At 65.3% G+C, this 17,071-nt stretch carries 17 protein-coding genes; 12 read left to right on the top strand and 5 right to left on the bottom strand.

What is annotated here, in order from left to right:
* The first annotated feature begins 21 nt into the window (after window positions 1–21).
* A complete protein-coding gene (locus ACE10Z_RS11380) occupies window positions 22–819 on the top strand; it encodes a DUF2927 domain-containing protein (protein ID WP_375788001.1) in 798 nt (265 codons plus the stop codon).
* Window positions 820–1,148: 329 nt separating this feature from the next.
* Here the strand turns inward: ACE10Z_RS11380 and ACE10Z_RS11375 are convergent, their stop codons facing one another.
* On the bottom strand, window positions 1,149–2,186 hold the full coding sequence (locus ACE10Z_RS11375; RefSeq protein WP_375784156.1) for an IS110 family transposase: 1,038 nt from the start codon (window positions 2,184–2,186) through the stop codon (window positions 1,149–1,151).
* A gap of 744 nt (window positions 2,187–2,930) precedes the next feature.
* On the opposite strand from ACE10Z_RS11375, the gene ACE10Z_RS11370 reads away from it, so the two are divergent.
* From ACE10Z_RS11370 to lspA, 3 genes are all read left to right on the top strand, one after another.
* Window positions 2,931–3,962 (top strand): MerR family transcriptional regulator, encoded by a 1,032-nt coding sequence (locus ACE10Z_RS11370; RefSeq protein ID WP_375788000.1) that lies wholly within the window; start codon window positions 2,931–2,933, stop codon window positions 3,960–3,962.
* A gap of 77 nt (window positions 3,963–4,039) precedes the next feature.
* Window positions 4,040–5,035 carry a LysR family transcriptional regulator gene (locus tag ACE10Z_RS11365; RefSeq protein WP_375787999.1) on the top strand — a complete coding sequence of 332 codons (996 nt, stop codon included), beginning with the start codon at window positions 4,040–4,042 and terminating at the stop codon, window positions 5,033–5,035.
* A 139-nt stretch (window positions 5,036–5,174) separates the two neighbouring features.
* Entirely contained in the window at window positions 5,175–5,687 is a 513-nt protein-coding gene (gene lspA / locus ACE10Z_RS11360; RefSeq protein ID WP_375787998.1) for a signal peptidase II, read from the top strand.
* A 7-nt stretch (window positions 5,688–5,694) separates the two neighbouring features.
* Here lspA and ACE10Z_RS11355 read toward each other — a convergent pair whose 3' ends face one another.
* Complete coding sequence (locus ACE10Z_RS11355) at window positions 5,695–5,943, bottom strand: hypothetical protein (protein ID WP_375787997.1); 249 nt, start codon at window positions 5,941–5,943, stop codon at window positions 5,695–5,697.
* Window positions 5,944–6,321: 378 nt separating this feature from the next.
* On the opposite strand from ACE10Z_RS11355, the gene ACE10Z_RS11350 reads away from it, so the two are divergent.
* Complete coding sequence (locus ACE10Z_RS11350) at window positions 6,322–7,470, top strand: ABC transporter substrate-binding protein (protein ID WP_375787996.1); 1,149 nt, start codon at window positions 6,322–6,324, stop codon at window positions 7,468–7,470.
* A gap of 15 nt (window positions 7,471–7,485) precedes the next feature.
* Here ACE10Z_RS11350 and ACE10Z_RS11345 read toward each other — a convergent pair whose 3' ends face one another.
* From ACE10Z_RS11345 to ACE10Z_RS11335, 3 genes are read right to left on the bottom strand one after another with little or no spacing between them, the layout of a single operon-like run.
* Window positions 7,486–7,731: a hypothetical protein gene (locus tag ACE10Z_RS11345; protein ID WP_375787995.1), complete on the bottom strand. Its 246-nt coding sequence runs from the start codon at window positions 7,729–7,731 to the stop codon at window positions 7,486–7,488.
* Between the two features lie 46 nt (window positions 7,732–7,777).
* Window positions 7,778–8,902: a M48 family metallopeptidase gene (locus ACE10Z_RS11340; RefSeq protein ID WP_375787994.1), complete on the bottom strand. Its 1,125-nt coding sequence runs from the start codon at window positions 8,900–8,902 to the stop codon at window positions 7,778–7,780.
* A gap of 4 nt (window positions 8,903–8,906) precedes the next feature.
* On the bottom strand, window positions 8,907–10,052 hold the full coding sequence (locus ACE10Z_RS11335; protein ID WP_375789808.1) for a DUF898 family protein: 1,146 nt from the start codon (window positions 10,050–10,052) through the stop codon (window positions 8,907–8,909).
* Window positions 10,053–10,339: 287 nt separating this feature from the next.
* Here ACE10Z_RS11335 and ACE10Z_RS11330 point away from each other — a divergent pair, with 287 nt between their 5' ends.
* From ACE10Z_RS11330 to ACE10Z_RS11300, 7 genes are all read left to right on the top strand, one after another.
* A complete protein-coding gene (locus ACE10Z_RS11330; RefSeq protein WP_375787993.1) occupies window positions 10,340–10,699 on the top strand; it encodes a hypothetical protein in 360 nt (119 codons plus the stop codon).
* A 226-nt stretch (window positions 10,700–10,925) separates the two neighbouring features.
* Entirely contained in the window at window positions 10,926–12,197 is a 1,272-nt protein-coding gene (locus ACE10Z_RS11325) for a cytochrome P450 (protein WP_375787992.1), read from the top strand.
* Window positions 12,198–12,227: 30 nt separating this feature from the next.
* Window positions 12,228–13,502, top strand: a complete 1,275-nt coding sequence (locus ACE10Z_RS11320; RefSeq protein WP_375787991.1) for a cytochrome P450 — start codon at window positions 12,228–12,230, stop codon at window positions 13,500–13,502.
* Window positions 13,503–13,563: 61 nt separating this feature from the next.
* Window positions 13,564–15,396 carry a methyltransferase domain-containing protein gene (locus ACE10Z_RS11315; RefSeq protein ID WP_375787990.1) on the top strand — a complete coding sequence of 611 codons (1,833 nt, stop codon included), beginning with the start codon at window positions 13,564–13,566 and terminating at the stop codon, window positions 15,394–15,396.
* A gap of 47 nt (window positions 15,397–15,443) precedes the next feature.
* A complete protein-coding gene (locus ACE10Z_RS11310; RefSeq protein ID WP_375787989.1) occupies window positions 15,444–15,575 on the top strand; it encodes a hypothetical protein in 132 nt (43 codons plus the stop codon).
* A gap of 342 nt (window positions 15,576–15,917) precedes the next feature.
* The gene (locus ACE10Z_RS11305) at window positions 15,918–16,478 is read left to right on the top strand and encodes a thiamine pyrophosphate-binding protein (RefSeq protein ID WP_375787988.1); all 561 of its coding nucleotides are present in this window, start codon (window positions 15,918–15,920) and stop codon (window positions 16,476–16,478) included.
* Entirely contained in the window at window positions 16,478–17,071 is a 594-nt protein-coding gene (locus ACE10Z_RS11300) for a thiamine pyrophosphate-dependent enzyme (RefSeq protein ID WP_375787987.1), read from the top strand. Before ACE10Z_RS11305 ends, ACE10Z_RS11300 begins: the two co-directional genes overlap by 1 nt.

The following is a 17,071-nucleotide window of genomic DNA, read 5'->3' as shown; positions in this document are numbered from 1 at the left end:
CCTTGCGGCAGCGTTGTCGTAATGTCTCAGCACCGTCCTTCGATACTTCTCCTTCTCGCCGCAGCGCTCGCCGTTTGCCTCACCGATAGCACCGTGCCGGCCGCCGCCGAGGTACCGGCCATCGTGGCGCGCCAGCGCAACGAGAAGAAAATCTTCACCGACGCCGAGATCGTCGAGGGCTTTCTGAAGACCGCGTTCGGCGCGGAATATCATCTCGCCGGTCGGGTCGACCGCATCCGCAAATACGACAGGCCGGTGCGCGTGTTCGCCGACGGCAACCGCGCCGACCGCAAGGTCCAGCTCGCCAAGGTCATCGCCGACATCCGAGCCAAGGTGCAGCATCTCGACATCGCGATGACCGACAACAACGACGCGGCCAATGTCGTGGTCAAGATGGTGCGCGACCGCGAGCTCTACCGCACGATCGCGACCTTCTACGGCCAGGAGCGCGCCAAGGAGATCCGCACCTCGCTCGACCCGCAATGCCTGTCCGGCTTCCGCAAGAACGAGAACTACGAGATCGAGCATTCCGACGTCATCCTCACCGTCGACAATGGCGATTTCGTCTTCCTCGACTGCGCCTATGAGGAGTTGTTGCAGTCGCTCGGCCCGATCAACGACACTGCGACCGTGCCGTGGACCATGTTCAACGACAGCGTCTCGATGGGCTTCTTCGACGTCTACGACCAGTACCTGCTCAACCTGCTCTACGACCCCCGCATCAAGTCCGGCATGAACGTGCAGGAGGTCAAGGCCGCGCTGCCCGCCGTGCTCACCGACGTCCGCGCCTGGGTGGCGAAGGTGAACCATCTGGAATGAGGGTGGGCCGCCGCAATAGGCAGGGACGTTCGCGACAAGCACCGCTGTCGTCCCTGCGAAAGCAGGGACCCATATGTGGACGGCCCCCGTGGCACAAGAGCTTTCTGAGTAGATCGGATCGCTGCATCCATATGTCCGGCCTGTTGATGCGACACGCAATGGTCGCTGGCCAAGATGGGTTGCGCGACGCGAGCTCCAAACAACCCCGCGACCTGTTGGCGGCCAATGGGTCCCACGGACTGTCTCGCATCGTTGATCGACCGATTGCTCCATCTGCTCTTGCAGCTTCCGGGTCGGCTGGTGGGCGAACCCGCCGGCCGGCCAATCTGTTAGGCGGCGGCCGCCATGGCATTGAGCCGCGCGGCATCGTAACTCTCGCCCGTCGCCATCAGCTTCCAGGCGATGCGGGCAACCTTGTTGGCGAGCGCCACGGCGGCCAGCTTCGGCGGCTTGCGCTTGAGCAGCGCCAGCAGCCAGCGCGACGGATGGCCTCGGCCCCGCCGAACCTGCTGGATGACCGCAGTCGCCCCAACCACGAACAAGCGGCGCAGGTCTTCGTCACCGGCCCGCGTGATCTTGCCGAGCCTGGTCTTGCCGCCGGTGGAATGATCCTTCGGTGTGAGGCCGAGCCAGGCCGCAAAATGCCGGCCGGAGCGGAACGCATGCGGATCGGGCGTCTTCATCACCAGCCGTGTTGCGGTGATCGGGCCGACGGATGGGATCTGCGCCAGACGCCGGCTCAGCGCATCGGCGCGGTGCCAGGCCATCAGCCTAACCTCGAGTTGCTTGAGCTCGGCTTGCAGAGCAGCGTATTGGCGTCCCTGCACCGCAAACACCTCGCGCGCCATGGTGGGCAAGCTCTCGTCCTGCGCGATCCGCGCCAGCAGCGGCTCGATCTTGTCGAGCCCCTTGGGCGCGATCAGGCCGAGCTCCGCCGCATAGCCGCGGATCGCGTTGCTCAGCTGGGTGCGCCGGGCGATCAATCCATCGCGCAGCCCCGCCAGCATCAGCGCGGCCTGTTGCTCGGCCGTCTTGACCGGCACAAAGCGCATGTTCGGCCGGTCCATCGCTTCACATAGCCCTTCTGCATCGCGCCCGTCATTCTTGTTCCGCATCACGTAAGGCTTCACCAATTGCGGGGCCATCAGCCTCACCTCGTGACCGAGCTTGCCAAGCTCCCGCGCCCAATACTGCGAAGCTCCGCAGGCCTCCATCCCGATCACGGTCGGCGGCAATTTGGCGAAGAACTCCAGCACTTGCTTGCGCGATAGCTTCTTGCGCAGCACCACCTGCTCCGCCGCATCAACCCCATGCAGCACAAAAATATGCTTCGACGTATCCATTCCAATGCGGATAATCTCTCCCACGGACGGCTCCTTTGTCTGAGATTTGCAACAACCTCATTCTGGCACACTGATGCCGTAGGGGGCCGTCCACACCATCAACTCCGCGGCCTTGGTTGTTGAAGGGACTCGTCGTTCCAGCAACGCAAGATGATCAGCATCGGTGGTTATGGGTCCCTGCTTTCGCAGGGACGACGATGAGGATGAGGCGCGATTTAAGATGTCAAGCAACGCGGTGTCATCACCCGCGCATGCGGGTGATCCAGTATTCCAGAGACGTCTGTGCTTGAGCTGAGAGGCCGCGGCTTACTGGATCGCCCGGTCCCGTCTCCGCCAAGGCTTCGACGAGGCTACGAGTCATAGGCGCGCCGAAGCTTTAGCGGAGGCGGCGAGCCGGGCGACGACAGTTGTGGATGGGGACGCAGCTTCGCATTCTCGCGCGACGCACGCGTAAGGGACGCACCGGCGCCAGGGTTCCCTCTCCCCTTGCGGGAGAGGGTTAGGGAGAGGGGTGCCACACGACATGCTCTCTCCGTATGCATGCGTCACAACGAGAAGCGAACGCAGCCGCGAGGGCCGTGCCATCATCAATCATCTCGCCCGGGGCCACCCCTCTCCCCACCCTCTCCCGCAAGGGGAGAGGGAGCCTGAGAGGCGTGCTCACCTCACTGCTCACTTCGCAGGATGCGGAATCACCATCCTCCCCGCTTGACCTTGCCCCTGCGGCCGCCTCCATAGAAGCGCGGTCAGACGACGCGAGGTGATTCGATGAATGCTCCTGCTGCCCGTTTCCTCAGCCCGTCCGAAGCTGCAAGGCAGCTCGGGATCACGGCGAAAGCGCTGCGCCTCTACGAGGAGCGCGGCCTGATCGCACCCGGCCGCACGCCGGCCGGATGGCGCGCCTATGGTGCGGCCGAGATGGCGCGCGGCGCCGAAATCGTCGCGCTGCGCGCGCTCGGCCTCAGCATCAATGAAGTGGCGCGGATCCTGAGCGGCGACGCCGTCATTCTCGATCGCGTGCTGGCCGCGCACGAGGCCACGCTCGAAGCACGCATCCGCCAATCCGGCGACAGCATCGCCAGGGTGCGCCGGCTGCGCACCGACCTCGGCCGCGGCAAGATGCCAGCGACATGCGACCTCATCGGTGCGGTCAGGACACGACCGGCGATCGGTGTCGCGTTCGATCTGCCATGGCCGTGGGGCGGCGAGCGTTTCGAACTGCGCGACGTCAAGCTGCTGAACTACATCGTCGGTCCGCTCGGCAGCGGCAAGACGCGCCTCGCGCAGCGGCTGGCCGAAGCGCTGCCCGACGCCAGCTTCGTGGGGCTGGACCGCACCGCCGACGGCGGCGCGGCCGTTCGCGCGCGACTCGATGCCGACCCGGCGCACAAGGCGAAGGTCGAGGCGAGCCTTGCCGTCCTCCTCGCCGATGGCGCGGTGGACTCAGCCGCACTGACCACCCTGCTCGCCGTTCTCGAGGCCGATGGCGACACGATCCTGGTGATCGACATGCTCGAGCAAGGGCTCGATGCGGCCAGCCAGGAGGCCGTGATCGCGCATCTGCGCCGTCGCGGGCCCGAGGCGCGGCCACTGTTCTTCCTCACGCGCTCCAACACGATCCTGGACCTCGACGCGGTCGGCGACGATGAAGCGATCATCCTGTGCCCCGCCAATCACAGCGTGCCGATCTCTGTCACGCCCGTGCCCGGCGCGCCCGGCTATGAGGCAGTTGCGAGCTGCCTCGCCTCGCCGGAGGTGCGCGCGCGCACCGAAGGCATGGTTGCGTGGCGGCCATCCTGATTTCTCGCATTGGTTGTATTATAGTCACGCAACAAGGTCGGATGCACGGCAGGAAAACTGTGCTATAAGCTCACACAATGAGCGAGCTTCCCCGTACCCAGGCCTTGCGTTGCTTCATCACGGTTGCCCGTGAGGGCACCGTGTCGCGCGCTGCAGCGATGCTGAAACTGACCCAGCCGGCGGTCAGCCTGCAACTCAAGGCGCTGGAGGAAAGCACCGGGCTGCAGCTGTTCAACCGCACACCCAGCGGCTTCACATTGACCGATGCCGGCGCCGCGCTGCTGCCGCTGGCGCACCGGGCGGTGGCCGCGGCATCCGACTTCAAGGCGATGGCGGACTCGCTGAACGAGGCGCAGCGCGGCACGCTGCGCGTCGGCACCATCCTCGACCCCGAATTCACCCGGCTCGGGCCGTTCGTGCGCAGCCTTGCGATGTCCTCGCAACGCACCGAAGTGTTTCTGCGCCATGGCGTCAGCGACGACGTGCTGGCGCAGGTCGGCCGTAGCGAGCTCGACGTCGGCTACTATGTCGACGCCACGCCGCCGGAGCAGCTGGTCCATCACAGCTTCACCGAGCGCACCATCGCCGACGGCCGCTACCAGCTGGCGCCACTGCTCAGCTACCACTACCGCGTGATCGCGCCGATCGGCTGGCGCGACCGGGTGATCGGCAAGGACTGGGCGGAGCTTGCCGAGCTGCCCTGGCTCGCGACACCGCCGCATTCCAGCCATCGCCGGCTGCTCGACGACATCTTCCGCCCGCTCGGCGCCTTGCCGAAGCGGGTCGGCTACACCGACCAGGAAGAGGCGATGATCGACTTCGTCGAATCCGGCCTCTGCCTCGCCCTCGCGCGCGACAGCGTGCTGGCGCCGCGGATGGCGCGCCCGCATCAGTTCGTGGTCGCTGACAAGGTAAAGCTCAGCTGTGATCTCTCTTTCGCCTGCCTTGCCGCCCGCCGCCAGGAGCCGGTGATCGCGCACGCCTTCGCGGCGGTGCGCGCGGTGTGGAATATCAAGCCGGCGATCGCCGGCGCCGGACCGACGCGGACGCGCAAGGTCGCGAAGAACGTTTAAGCGGACTTGTGCCCTTCACTTCAAAGCCGGGCTGGTGCAATACGGTCGGAGATATTGGCCGTTACGGCCCATCACACTATGGTGTGACACCGGGGTTGTTGCCCATGGCGTGGACGACAGCGGAGCGAGAAGCGATTTCGTGAGAAAATATCGAGGCTCGCGCATCGTCGCGCTCTGCGTCGCCCTCGCGATGCTTGCGCTGGATCAGCTGACAAAGCATTGGGCGCTTCGATCGCTGGAAACCGGCGCCACCGTCAAGCTGCCCGGCCCCATCGACCTCACGCTCGTGTTCAATCGCAGCAACGCGTTCGGTCTCATTCCCGACTACGGTGCGTTGTCGCGGTGGGCGCTCGCGTCCGTCGGACTTGCCGCTGCGGCGGCTCTGCTCGGATCGATCCTGCGGCGATCGACATCGGCCATCAACGCCTTCGGATTCGCCCTGATCGGCGCCGGAGCGGCCGGAAATGCGATCGACCGTCTTCGGTTGGGTGCCGTCGTCGACCTGTTCGATGCCTCGAAACTTCGATTTGTCTGGATCTTCAACGTCGCCGACGTTTCGATCGATTTGGGAGTCGGGCTCATTTTGCTTGCTGTGCTGCTGCCGCCGCAGGAAGCGCCCAAGGCGGAGGCAGCAGGCCTCGGCGGCAGCTAGGCTGGTCCTAGGCCGCGACGACCAGCGGCCGCGTCATCTCCGCCATTGCCGGCACCAGCGACGGCGCCTCGCAATCCTGCAGGGCGAGTTCGTTCACGAGTTCGCGCAGCCTCGGCGGCAAATCGGCGTAATCGTCGCGCAGCGCATGGCGCAGCCGCTCGCCGATCTCTTCGCAAATGGCGCGGGCGTGCTCGGGCACGATCGGATGGGGCTCAATCATGGACGTGGACCGCTTGCGACGGCTGCGCGCCGTCAAACTGCACGCCTGCAACCACGGATCCCGCATCGGCAGATGCGATCAAGACGAGGATCCGAACAATGCTGAACATGTTCGTACTCCCTTTTCCTGTCCTTCAATAACAGGAGGACGTTGCCGCCCGATTAGGGAAACTGGTTCGCGCGGCCTTTAGGAAATTGGTAAACGCGAGGTTCACGACTGCGCCGCAGCCGGATCGAAATCTGCGGGACGGGGTCGGCTTCCCTGAAGGCGCGAGCCCTTCCCGGGGCGCCGCCCGGGTGTCCCCAATCAGGGGGACAGACGCATCGGGCGGAATCAATAAGATGCCGAACCGGACGCCGGTCGGCTATCATCGGCCGCGCATTATAGAAAAAAGACTTGCTGGGAGGATTTGCAATGAAGCTGGCCATGGCCGGACTCTGGGTACTTGCGGGCGCACTCATGGTCGCGCCGGACGCGCGGGCCGACATCAAGGTCGGCGTCGTGGTGTCCGCATCCGGGCCGGGCTCGGCGCTCGGCCAGCCGCAGATGCGCACCATCGCCGCGCTGCCGAAGGAGATCGGCGGCGAGAAGGTGGTCTATATCGCGCTCGACGACGAGTCCGATCCGACCAAGGGCACGCAGAATGCCCGCCGCCTCGTGATCCAGGACGGCGTCGATATCCTGATCGGCTCCTCGCTCACCCCCGTGACCATGCCGATGCTCGACGTCGCCTTCGAATCCAAGACGCCGATCATCTCGCTGGCGGCGGCGACCGCGATCGTGCGGCCGATGGACGAGCGCCGCCGCTGGGCGTTCAAGGTAGTCCCCAATGACGACCTGATGGCGGCGGCGATCCTGAAATACATCGCGAAATCCGGCATCAAGACGCTCGGCTATATCGGCGTGTCCGACGGCTATGGCGAAGGCTACTACAATGAGGTGTCACGGCTGGCACCCACGCTCGGCCTCACCGTCACGACGCATGAGGTCTATGCGCGTGCCGACACCAGCGCGATGGGCCAGGCGCTGAAGGTGATCGCGACCAATCCGGAGGCGGTGTTCATCGCGTCCGCGGGCACCCCGGCGGTGCTGCCGCAGGAGGCGCTGCGCAGCCGCGGCTATGCCGGAAAGATCTTCCAGACCCACGGCGTTGCGTCGGAGGAATTCATCAAGCTCGGCGGCGCTAATGTCGAGGGTGCGATCTTCACCGGCGAGGCCTTCACCATCGCCGACGATCTGCCGGCGAACGATCCGTTCCGCCAGGCGCGCGACGCGTTCGTGTCGTCCTACGAGAAGGTCAACGGGCAAAAGCCGAACATCTTCGGCGCGCATCTGTGGGACGCCGTCACGCTGTTCAAGCGGGCGGCGGCAAGCGCGCTGAAGACGGCGAAGCCCGGCACGCCGGAATTCCGCGCCGCGCTGCGCGACGAGCTGGAGCGCGGCAAGGACGTCTATCTGAACAACGGCCTCTCGACGATGAGCCCGACCGACCACAACGGCTATGACGAGCGGTCGGCGTTCCTGATCAAGGTCGAGGGCGGCAAGTTCAGGCTGGTGAAGTAGCTGCAGGAGAATGGGTTAGTCGCCGCCCCATCGCCAGCGCGGCGGCTCGCCCTTCCACCAGCACACGCCGATGAGCAGAACGCTCAGCACAGCAACACAGCCAATGAAGCCGGTGTGGGAGCGCGGGAGGATCGTCGCGGCGCCGACGGCAATCAGGGCCGCAAAGCCCGCGACGACCGACCAGCCCTGCCAGTTGTTCGGAGGACCCCAGCCCCAGCCATACCGCTTGGCGGGAAACCAGTATCTGCCATCACGCGGCATGGGATTGCACCAGGCTCGAAATCCCTTGTTCTCGAAATCCCTTGCCTCACACCTTGCCCTTGGCCGATCCGCAAACGCTCCTCAGCGCCTGCCATTCGGCGGTCGACAGCAGCGGCGGGCCGTTGGGCCGGCTGCCGGCGTCGGCCTTGTCCATCCGCGCGAGGCGGTCCTCGGTCAGCGGATGGCTGGAGACGAGCGAGAGCCCCTTGCCGCCTTCCTTGCCGGTGACGCGGAACATCAGTTCACCCATCGGCTTCGCCGGGCGGCCGAGCTTGTGCATGGTCTCGATCGCAAAGCTGTCGGCATTGGTCTCGGCGTCGCGCGAATAGGACGACGTCACCAGCGAGCGCGACGCGAAGATCAGCGCGCCGGACCCGGTGATGTCGCCGAACAGCAGCCCGATCAGGAACGAGGTGCCGCCATTGTGGATCAGCTCGCGCATGCTGTCGCGGTGGCGGAGATGGCCGAGCTCGTGCGCCAGGACGCCGGCGATCTCGTCGGGGTTCTCGGCCTTATCCAGCAGCCCCTCGAACAGATAGACCTTGCCGCCCGGCAACGCGAAGGCGTTCGGCACGGGCGTCGCCAGCACGCCCGACTGCACGGAGGTGTCGAGGCCCGCGGTCTCCCGCAGCTTGCCGACCAGCTTCTCGAATGCCGCCTGGCCGGCCGCGTTGCTGCACGGCTTGCCGTCGAACACCACCTTGACCTGCGCCTCCGCGACGTCGCCGAGCCGCCGCTCGAAGGAGTCGGGCACCAGCGGCGTCAGCCGGTCGGCGGCGAGCGGCACGCCGAACAGCACCACCAGCACGATCGACACCGCGGCCGCGAGCGACCAGCCGACGATCGCGGCGACGCCCCTGCGGTTCGGCAGGTCCGCCTCGAGCTTGTCGCAGCGCGCGGCAAGCGCGGCAATCAGCGGCGCGTCGCGGATTTCGAGCCGCGCCAGAGGCGGTGCGGTCAGGCAACTCAGCCGCAACAGGCCGGACGGGCTGTCGGCGCGGCGGATGTCGGCAAACGCCCAGCGCGCGAGCAACTCGCCGCCTTCCCGGATCTCCAGCGCATCGGACAGTGCGAGCGCGACGATGCGCCGCCGGTTCGACAGGCCGTCAAAGAAGACGCCGCCGGGTTCCGGCGTCGCCGCGGAGTTTGTCTCACTGGAATCGGTTTCCATGGTGCTAGAAACCACCGACGTCGAGGCCGTCGGCGAAGCCTTCACCGAGCGCATTGGCGAGCTCGCCGCGCGCGGTGACGTTGGCCGCCGCCTCGATGTTGTGCACGATGGTCGACGACAGCACCCGGACCCAGAGATCGCGCATCAGATAGACCCGCATCACCACGTTCATCGCCAGCGCATAGGCGAGATAGCCGATGCCGAGCAGCACGATCAGGGGAATGCTCCTGGCGAACGCCTCGGTCTTGAAGAAGGTCGCGATCGAGGAGCCGTCCATGCTGGCGACCAGGAAGATGGACGCCAAGAGATAGGCCGCGAACACCATGAACAGCAGCACGACCCAGCCGATCACCTTCCAGTACAGGCCGATCAGCGCGCTGCGCGGAAGCGTCGATTCCAGCCGGACCTCGCCGAAGCGGATGCCTGACAGCCACCAGCGCCACTCGATCGCCTTGAACGCGGCATAGGCGAACGGGGCGAAGACGTAGGAAGACAGCGCGAACGGCATCAGCAGCCAGAGCCACCAGCCCCGCTTGAAGAAATCCCAGCCGCGGCCTTCGAAGGAGCCTTGCAGGTCGCCGTAATAGGAATGCCGCATCTTGTAGCGTTCGAGCGCGGCCTCGCGCCATGGCAGCGCGAGACCGAGCGTGATCACGACCAGCAGGCCCCAGAGCGAGGCCTTGAGCGCATAGAACCAGCCCGAGCCGCTCATCCAGAAGCGAACGCCGCGCCATACCGTGCGGGTCAGGCGGTAGCGCCGCGCGCGATAGATCGCGAACTGGCCGAACAGATAGAAGAAGGCGACCAGCGGCAGCGAGGCGAACGCCTTGAGATGCTCCGCCTCGATGCCGATCAGAAAATAGCCGAGATAGATCGGCAGCAGGATCGCGAGCGCGACCAGAAAGCCGATCAGGAGTTCCTTGCCGCGGCCGGTATATTCCGGCGCGTCACCGTCGATCTGGGTGTTCGACCAAAGGTGCCGGCGGATGTCGGTGGTGAGCCAGAACCGGTAGAAGCCGACCGTGACGAGTTCGAGCCCGGCGCCGCGCGCGATGAGGCGGAAGAACTCCTTCCGATTCCCCGAGAATGCCACCGGCATCGGCGGCGGAACCGGGGGCGGCTGCGGCGGCCCCAGCGGGGTCCAGCTCATGTCATTCACGGGATAACTCCAGGACGGGACAATCTCTGCGCATCAAAAGCACAGGTTTGTCGCTGCGAGTGTGATCCAGGTTTCACACAAGGTCGAGATCGCGGGGCGATTTTTGGCAGGGCGCGGTTGGCTTTGCCTTAACGGGACCGCTGAAGATCGGCCGCGAGCCGAACTGCCACCCCTTTCTCACCCGGGTCGCGCGCTTCGAACCCAAAGCGGCAATTTGCCGACTTAACCGACAAGCCGAACGGCAAAGACGCCGCCGCAAGCGCGAGGATACTTTAGCGATGAACAAATGGATCCTGTCGGCGTGCTTCCTGGCGCTTGCGGCAGCTCCGGCCGCTGCCGTCGATGTGCGGCTGGATTCCTATCGCAATCCGAAGAATGAGAACTTTCGCATCTTCAATCATATGTACCTGGACGGCGTCAGGGGCGGCCTGATGGCTTCCAATGCCTGGTTGAAACGGCATGGCGGCCAATTGCTGTTCTGCATGCCCGACACCCTCGCGCTGACCAGCGAGCAGACCGAAGAGATCATGCTCAAAGCGGCCGACAAGCGGTCCGCGAAAGGCGAGATGGTGGTCGCGCTCCTGCTGCTCTGGGGCATGCAGGACACCTACCCCTGCGAAAAGCCCGGCAGCCAATAGACGGCGCCCGCGCCGCCCGACCGAATCAAACGCCGTTTCAAACAGCGTTGGCCGCCGCCTTGCCCCCTCCGCCGGCGAATAGCCCGGATTCGGCCGCTTTGGCCTGACATCAATGCGGCCAAATGTGCGCCGAGAGCCCTTGCGCAAACCGCGGAATGAGAATGTAATTCGGTAAAACATGCCGCGCCGGCGATGCCCCGGTCGCGAAACGGTTGAGGAGCCGCTCATGCACGGGACCATCGATCTGGTCGACGACACCAATCTGGATGCCGCACGCGAACGCGCCAACACGCTGCCGCTCGCAGACTACGATCCCGGCCATCCCGAGCTGTTCAAGACCGATACCTTCTGGCCGTATTTCGACCGGCTGCGCCGCGAGGATCCGGTGCACTACTGCAAGGATTCGATGTTCGGTCCGTACTGGTCGATCACCCGCTACAACGACATCATGGACATCGAGACCAACCACGCGGTGTTCTCCTCGGCCGCATCGCTCGGCGGCATCACCATCCGCGACGTGCCGCCCGACCTGCGCCGCGAAAGCTTCATCGCGATGGACCAGCCGCGCCACTCGGCGCAACGCAAGACTGTGGCGCCGATGTTCACGCCGACGCACCTTGACGAGCTTGCCATCAACATCCGCAGGCGCTCGACCGAGTGCCTCGACAATCTGCCGCGCGGCGAGGTGTTCGACTGGGTCGACAAGGTCTCGATCGAGCTGACGACGCAGATGCTCGCGGTGCTGTTCGACTTCCCCTGGGAGGATCGCCGCAAGCTGACCCGCTGGTCCGATGTCGCGACCACCCTGCCCGGCGCCGGCGGCCTCGTCGCCACCGAGGACGAGCGGCAGGCCGAACTAATGGAATGCGCGACCTATTTCGCAAGACTGTGGAAGGAGCGAGCTGACCAGCCGCCGAAGAGCGACCTGCTCTCGATGATGGCGCACAGCGACGCCACGCGGAACATGGATCCGAAGAACTTCCTCGGCAACCTGATCCTGTTGATCGTCGGCGGCAACGATACCACGCGCAACACGCTGTCCGGCAGCATCTACGCGCTCAGCAAGCATCCGGAGCAATACCGCAAGCTCAAGGAGAACCCTGATCTGATCGACAGTTTCGTGCCCGAGGTGATCCGCTGGCAGACGCCGCTCGCCCATATGCGGCGCACCGCGCTCGCCGACTTCGAGTTCCGGGGACGCCAGATCAAGAAGGGCGACAAGGTCGTGATGTGGTACGTCTCGGGCAATCGCGACGAGGAAGCGATCGAGAAGCCCTACGAGTTCCTGATCGACCGCGCCCGGCCGCGCACCCACATCTCGTTCGGCTTCGGCATCCACCGCTGCGTCGGCCTGCGTCTCGCCGAGCTGCAGCTCAAGATCATCTGGGAAGAGATCCTCAAGCGCTTCGACACGATCGAGGTGGTGGAGGAGCCGCAGCGGGTGTATTCCAGCTTCATCAAGGGCTACGAGACGTTGCCGGTGCGCATTGCCGCCTGACGCCTCGCCAGCCAACCGGGATCAAGAATCATGAACGTCCAGACCTCCATCCGTGCCGACCGGGCCGAGCTGCAGCGCCTCGCCCGCGAGGAAGCCTATGCGACGCCCCTGAAGGATTTTCATCCCGGCGCGCCGCGGTTATTCCAGAGCGACACCTTGTGGCCGTGGTTCGAGCGGCTGCGCAAGGAAGAGCCGGTGCACTACTGCACCAATTCGCCGATCGAGCCCTATTGGTCGGTCGTGAAGTACAACGACATCATGCATGTCGACACCAGCCACGGCATCTTCTCCTCGGACTCCACGCTCGGCGGCATCTCGATCCGCGACGTGCCGCCCGGCTACGACTATCCGAGCTTCATCGCGATGGACCAGCCGAAGCACGCCCATCAGCGCAAGACCGTGTCGCCGATGTTCACGCCCAATCATCTCGACGAGCTGGCAAAGCTGATCCGCCAGCGCTCGGCGAGCGTGCTCGACAACCTGCCGCGCAACGAGACCTTCAATTTCGTCGAGCGCGTCTCGATCGAACTGACCACGCAGATGCTGGCGACATTGTTCGACTTCCCCTGGGAAGAACGGCGCAAGCTGACGCGCTGGTCCGACGTCTCCACCGCGCTGCCGAAGAGCGGCATCGTGAATTCGCCGGAAGAGCGGCGGCAGGAAATGGACGAGTGCTACGCCTATTTCTCGAAACTGTGGAACGAGCGCGTCAACGCGCCGCCGAAGAACGACCTGCTGTCGATGATGGCGCACAGCGACGCCACCCGGCACATGGACCCCGACAATCTGATGGGCAACATCATCCTGCTCATCGTCGGCGGCAACGACACCACGCGCAACACCATGAGCGGCTCGGTGCTGGCGCTGCACGAACATCCCGACCAGTTCAGGAAGCTGAAGGAGAATCCCGCGCTGATCGACACCATGGTGCCGGAGGTGATCCGCTGGCAGACGCCGCTGGCGCACATGCGGCGCACCGCGCTTCAGGACACCGAAATCGGCGGCAAGACGATCAGGAAGGGCGACCGCGTCGTGATGTGGTACGTCTCCGGCAACCGCGACGACCAGGTGATCGACCGTCCGGACGAATTCATCATCGATCGCGCCCGGCCGCGCATCCATCTGTCGTTCGGCTTCGGCATCCACCGCTGCGTCGGCATGCGGCTCGCCGAGCTGCAGCTCAAGATCGTCTGGCAGGAGATGCTGAAGCGCTTCGACCGCATCGAGGTGGTCGGAGAGCCGAAGCGGGTCTATTCCAGCTTCGTGCGCGGCATCGAGAACCTGCTGGTGCGGATCCCGGGCTGAGCCTGGAGCCGATCGGCGCGCTGTCCGGCAGCATCTTGCAGTTTGGGCCAGTTGACGGAACATGAACCGAAAAGAACGGCGTGCGGCCGGCAAGCGACGGGACGAGTCCGCCGGAAGCGCTCCCGCTTTCGGCTCCGCGGGCGTCAGCGTCGCCGGCCTTGCCGTTGAGGCGAGCCGCTTCTACGGGATGCGCCGCTTCAACGAAGCGCAGGAGATCTGCCGGCAAATTCTCGCGCGTGAGCCCGGCCATGTGCAGAGCCTGAACCTTGTCGGCCTGATCGCGCAGGCATCCGGCGATCACCGCGGCGCCGCGAAGATGTTCACAAAGGCCATTGCCTCCGACGAGGTCAACGCCGCCTGCCATTACAACGCCGGAAATTCCTACCAGGCGCTGGGCAATCGCGCCAAGGCCGCAGCGCATTTCACCAAGGCGCTTGCGCTCGGCATGGATGCGAAGGCTGTCGGCTTCATCCTGCAAAGCCCAACCGTCACCGCCTATGTCGGGCGGATCGCCGGCAAGTGGCCGCTGCCGGTCACGAACGCCGAGCTGTTCGGCGCTGACAGCGTCGCCCCGCTTGCGCGCGACCTGTTCCTGCGCTCGGCAATGGAAGCGACGACGCTGGCGAACATGCAGCTCGAGGTGCTGCTGGGATATGCGCGGGCCGAACTGTTGCGGCTCGCGAACAATCATGACGCAGAGGACGACGACATCGTTGGCTTTGCCTGCGCGCTTGCCCGGCAATGCTTCATCAACGAATATGCCTATGGGCAGGCCGAGCAGGAAAGCGAACTTGCGGGCGCATTGCGCGATCGATTGCTGCACCACCTGGCATCAGGGGCCGCGATCACGCCGCTCCTGCTCGCGGTCGTCGCAGCCTATTTCCCGCTTCATGCGCTCCCACAGGCGGACGCGCTGCTGCGGCGGGATTGGCCTGCGACCGTCGCCGGCCTGTTGCGGGTGCAGCTCCGCGAGCCGCGCGAGGAGACGGAAGATCGCAGCTCTATTCCAACGCTCACCTCGATTAGGAACGACGTTTCCGTCGAGGTGATGCGCCAGTACGAGGAAAATCCCTATCCGCGCTGGACTGTGAACCCGCTGACGGCATTCGCGGCCGACCGGGCGCGGGGACGAACCGTCGCGACGGCCGAACAGCAAGCCAGGCTGGATATCCTGATCGCGGGCTGCGGCACCGGCTCGCATGCGATCCAGATCGCGCAGGTGTATCCGAACGCCCGCTTGCTCGCGGTCGACATCAGCATGACCAGCCTCGCCTATGCGCGCCGCAAGACGCGCGAGCTGGGCTTGACCAACATCGAATATGCGCAGGCGGATATCCTGGAATTGGGCACGATCGACCGCACCTTCGACAGCATCGAGTCGGTCGGCGTGCTGCACCATCTTGCCGAGCCTTTTGCCGGCTGGCGCGTGCTGGTCTCGCTGCTGCGGCCGGGCGGCTCGATGCGCATCGGCCTGTACAGCGAGCTGGCGCGCCGCGTCATCGTGGAGGCCCGCGCCCGCATCGCCGCGCGCAATTATCGCGCCACCGCCGCCGACATCAGACGATGCCGCCAGGACATCTTCCGCGAAGCCGAGCAATGGAAGCCGCTGATCGGCGCCAAGGATTTCTACAGCATGAGCGGCTGCCGCGATCTGCTGTTCAACGTCATGGAACATCGGCTCACGATTCCCGAGATCGCGGCTTTCCTGAACGAGCATGGCCTGTCGTTCGGGGGCTTCGAGCCGTTTGACGATCCCGCGGTGCTCGAGCAATTCCGCAGGCAGTTTCCGGGCACGGCCGACGAGACCAATCTGGACCAGTGGCACCGCTTCGAGGTCGATCATCCCGAGACGTTCTGGGACATGTACGTCTTCACGGCGACCAACGCACACTGACGGCAAACTATGCCGATGCCGGCGCCGACGGCATTTTTGTGCCGGGCTTGACTGACCTCGCGCTGATCGAGCAGCTCGTTGAACTGACGCCGCTGCCCGTCAACATCATGGTGACGCGGGGCAATCCCGAAATCGCGGAGCTCGCCCGCGCCGGATCAGCCTTGGGCCGTGGCCGATGATGGCGGCGATGCGCGCCATCGGAGACGCCGCCGCCGCGGTGGTCGCGAGCAAGCAGTACGGCACGTTTCTGCAGCCGAATGGCTGAGCCGGGATAGCGCCAGCCCCCTCGTCATTGCGAGGAGCGAAGCGACGAAGCAATCCATCCCTCCGCGCATGCGGACAGATGGATTGCTTCGCGGAGCCTGTCATCGGGCGCGCGTTCGCGCGACCCGTTGGCTCGCAATGACGGAGATATACAATTCCGGCATAGCTGCGCGACACAGATACGACGGGAGTTGATCGTCCTCGCGCGCTAAGCCTTCGGTGTGAGGACGCGCCACTGCGCGCCCCTAGCCGAGGCCATGATGGACCAGATTGCCGTTCACCAGGACAGCGCGACCAGCACCGACTGGCCGGTTGCGATCTACCGCACGCTGAAGGATTTCGGCGTCGCGCAAGTGTGCTACGTCCCCGACGCCGGACATTCCAAGCTGATCAAGCTGTCGCACGCCGATGCCGACATCAAGACCACGGTGCTGACCACCGAGGAGGAAGGCGTGGCGTTGTCCGCCGGTGCCTGGCTCGGCGGCGATCGCGCGGTGCTGTTGATGCAATCGAGCGGCGTCGGCAATTGCGTCAACATGCTGTCGCTGATGGCGAGCTGCCGCTTCCCGCTGCTGACCCTGGTGACGATGCGCGGCGAATGGGCCGAGTTCAATCCCTGGCAGATCCCGATGGGCCGCGCGACGCCGCAGGCGTTCGAGATCATGGGCACCACCGTGCTGCGGCTGGAGAACCCCGACGACGCCGAGGAGGTGATCTCGGCCGCCGCCTCGCTCGCCTATGACGGCGACCAGCAGGTCGCGGTGCTGATCTCACAGCGCATGATCGGCCGCAAGAAGTGGACCAGGGAGACGCACTGATGTCGGCACCAACAGGCACGCTCGATCGCCGCGCCGCCGTGAAGGCGCTGCTCGCCGACCGCGGCGATTTGCTCGTGATCTCCGGGCTCGGCTCCTCGTCCTACGACGTGTTCGATGCCGGCGACCACGCGAGCAATTTCTATCTCTGGGGCGCGATGGGCGGCGCCGCGATGGTCGGGCTCGGCCTCGCGCTGGCGCAGCCGAAGCGGCCGGTGCTGGTCGTCACCGGCGACGGCGAGCAGCTGATGGGCATCGGCAGTCTCTTGACCATCGCCACCAAGCAGCCCGGCAATCTCTCGATCGCGGTGCTCGACAACGGCCATTTCGGCGAGACCGGGATGCAGCTCAGCCACTCCGGCCTTGGTGCGAAGCTCGAGGTGATCGCTGATGGCGCGGGCATCGGCAGCGTCTCCGACATCGCCGACATGGCCGGCATCGAACGCTTCCGGAATAGCTTGCGCGATCTCGGCGGCGGCCCGCGGCTGGCGCGCATCCGCATCGCGGCCGGAGAAGTCGAGCGCGCGCTGCCGCCGCGTGACGGCACCTACCTCAAGAACCGCTTCCGCGGTCATCTCGGCTTCCAGGTGAAGTGA

Source organism: Bradyrhizobium sp. Pha-3, from assembly GCF_042258615.1.
Lineage (GTDB): Bacteria > Pseudomonadota > Alphaproteobacteria > Rhizobiales > Xanthobacteraceae > Bradyrhizobium.
This window is presented reverse-complemented; position numbering and strand designations above follow the sequence as displayed.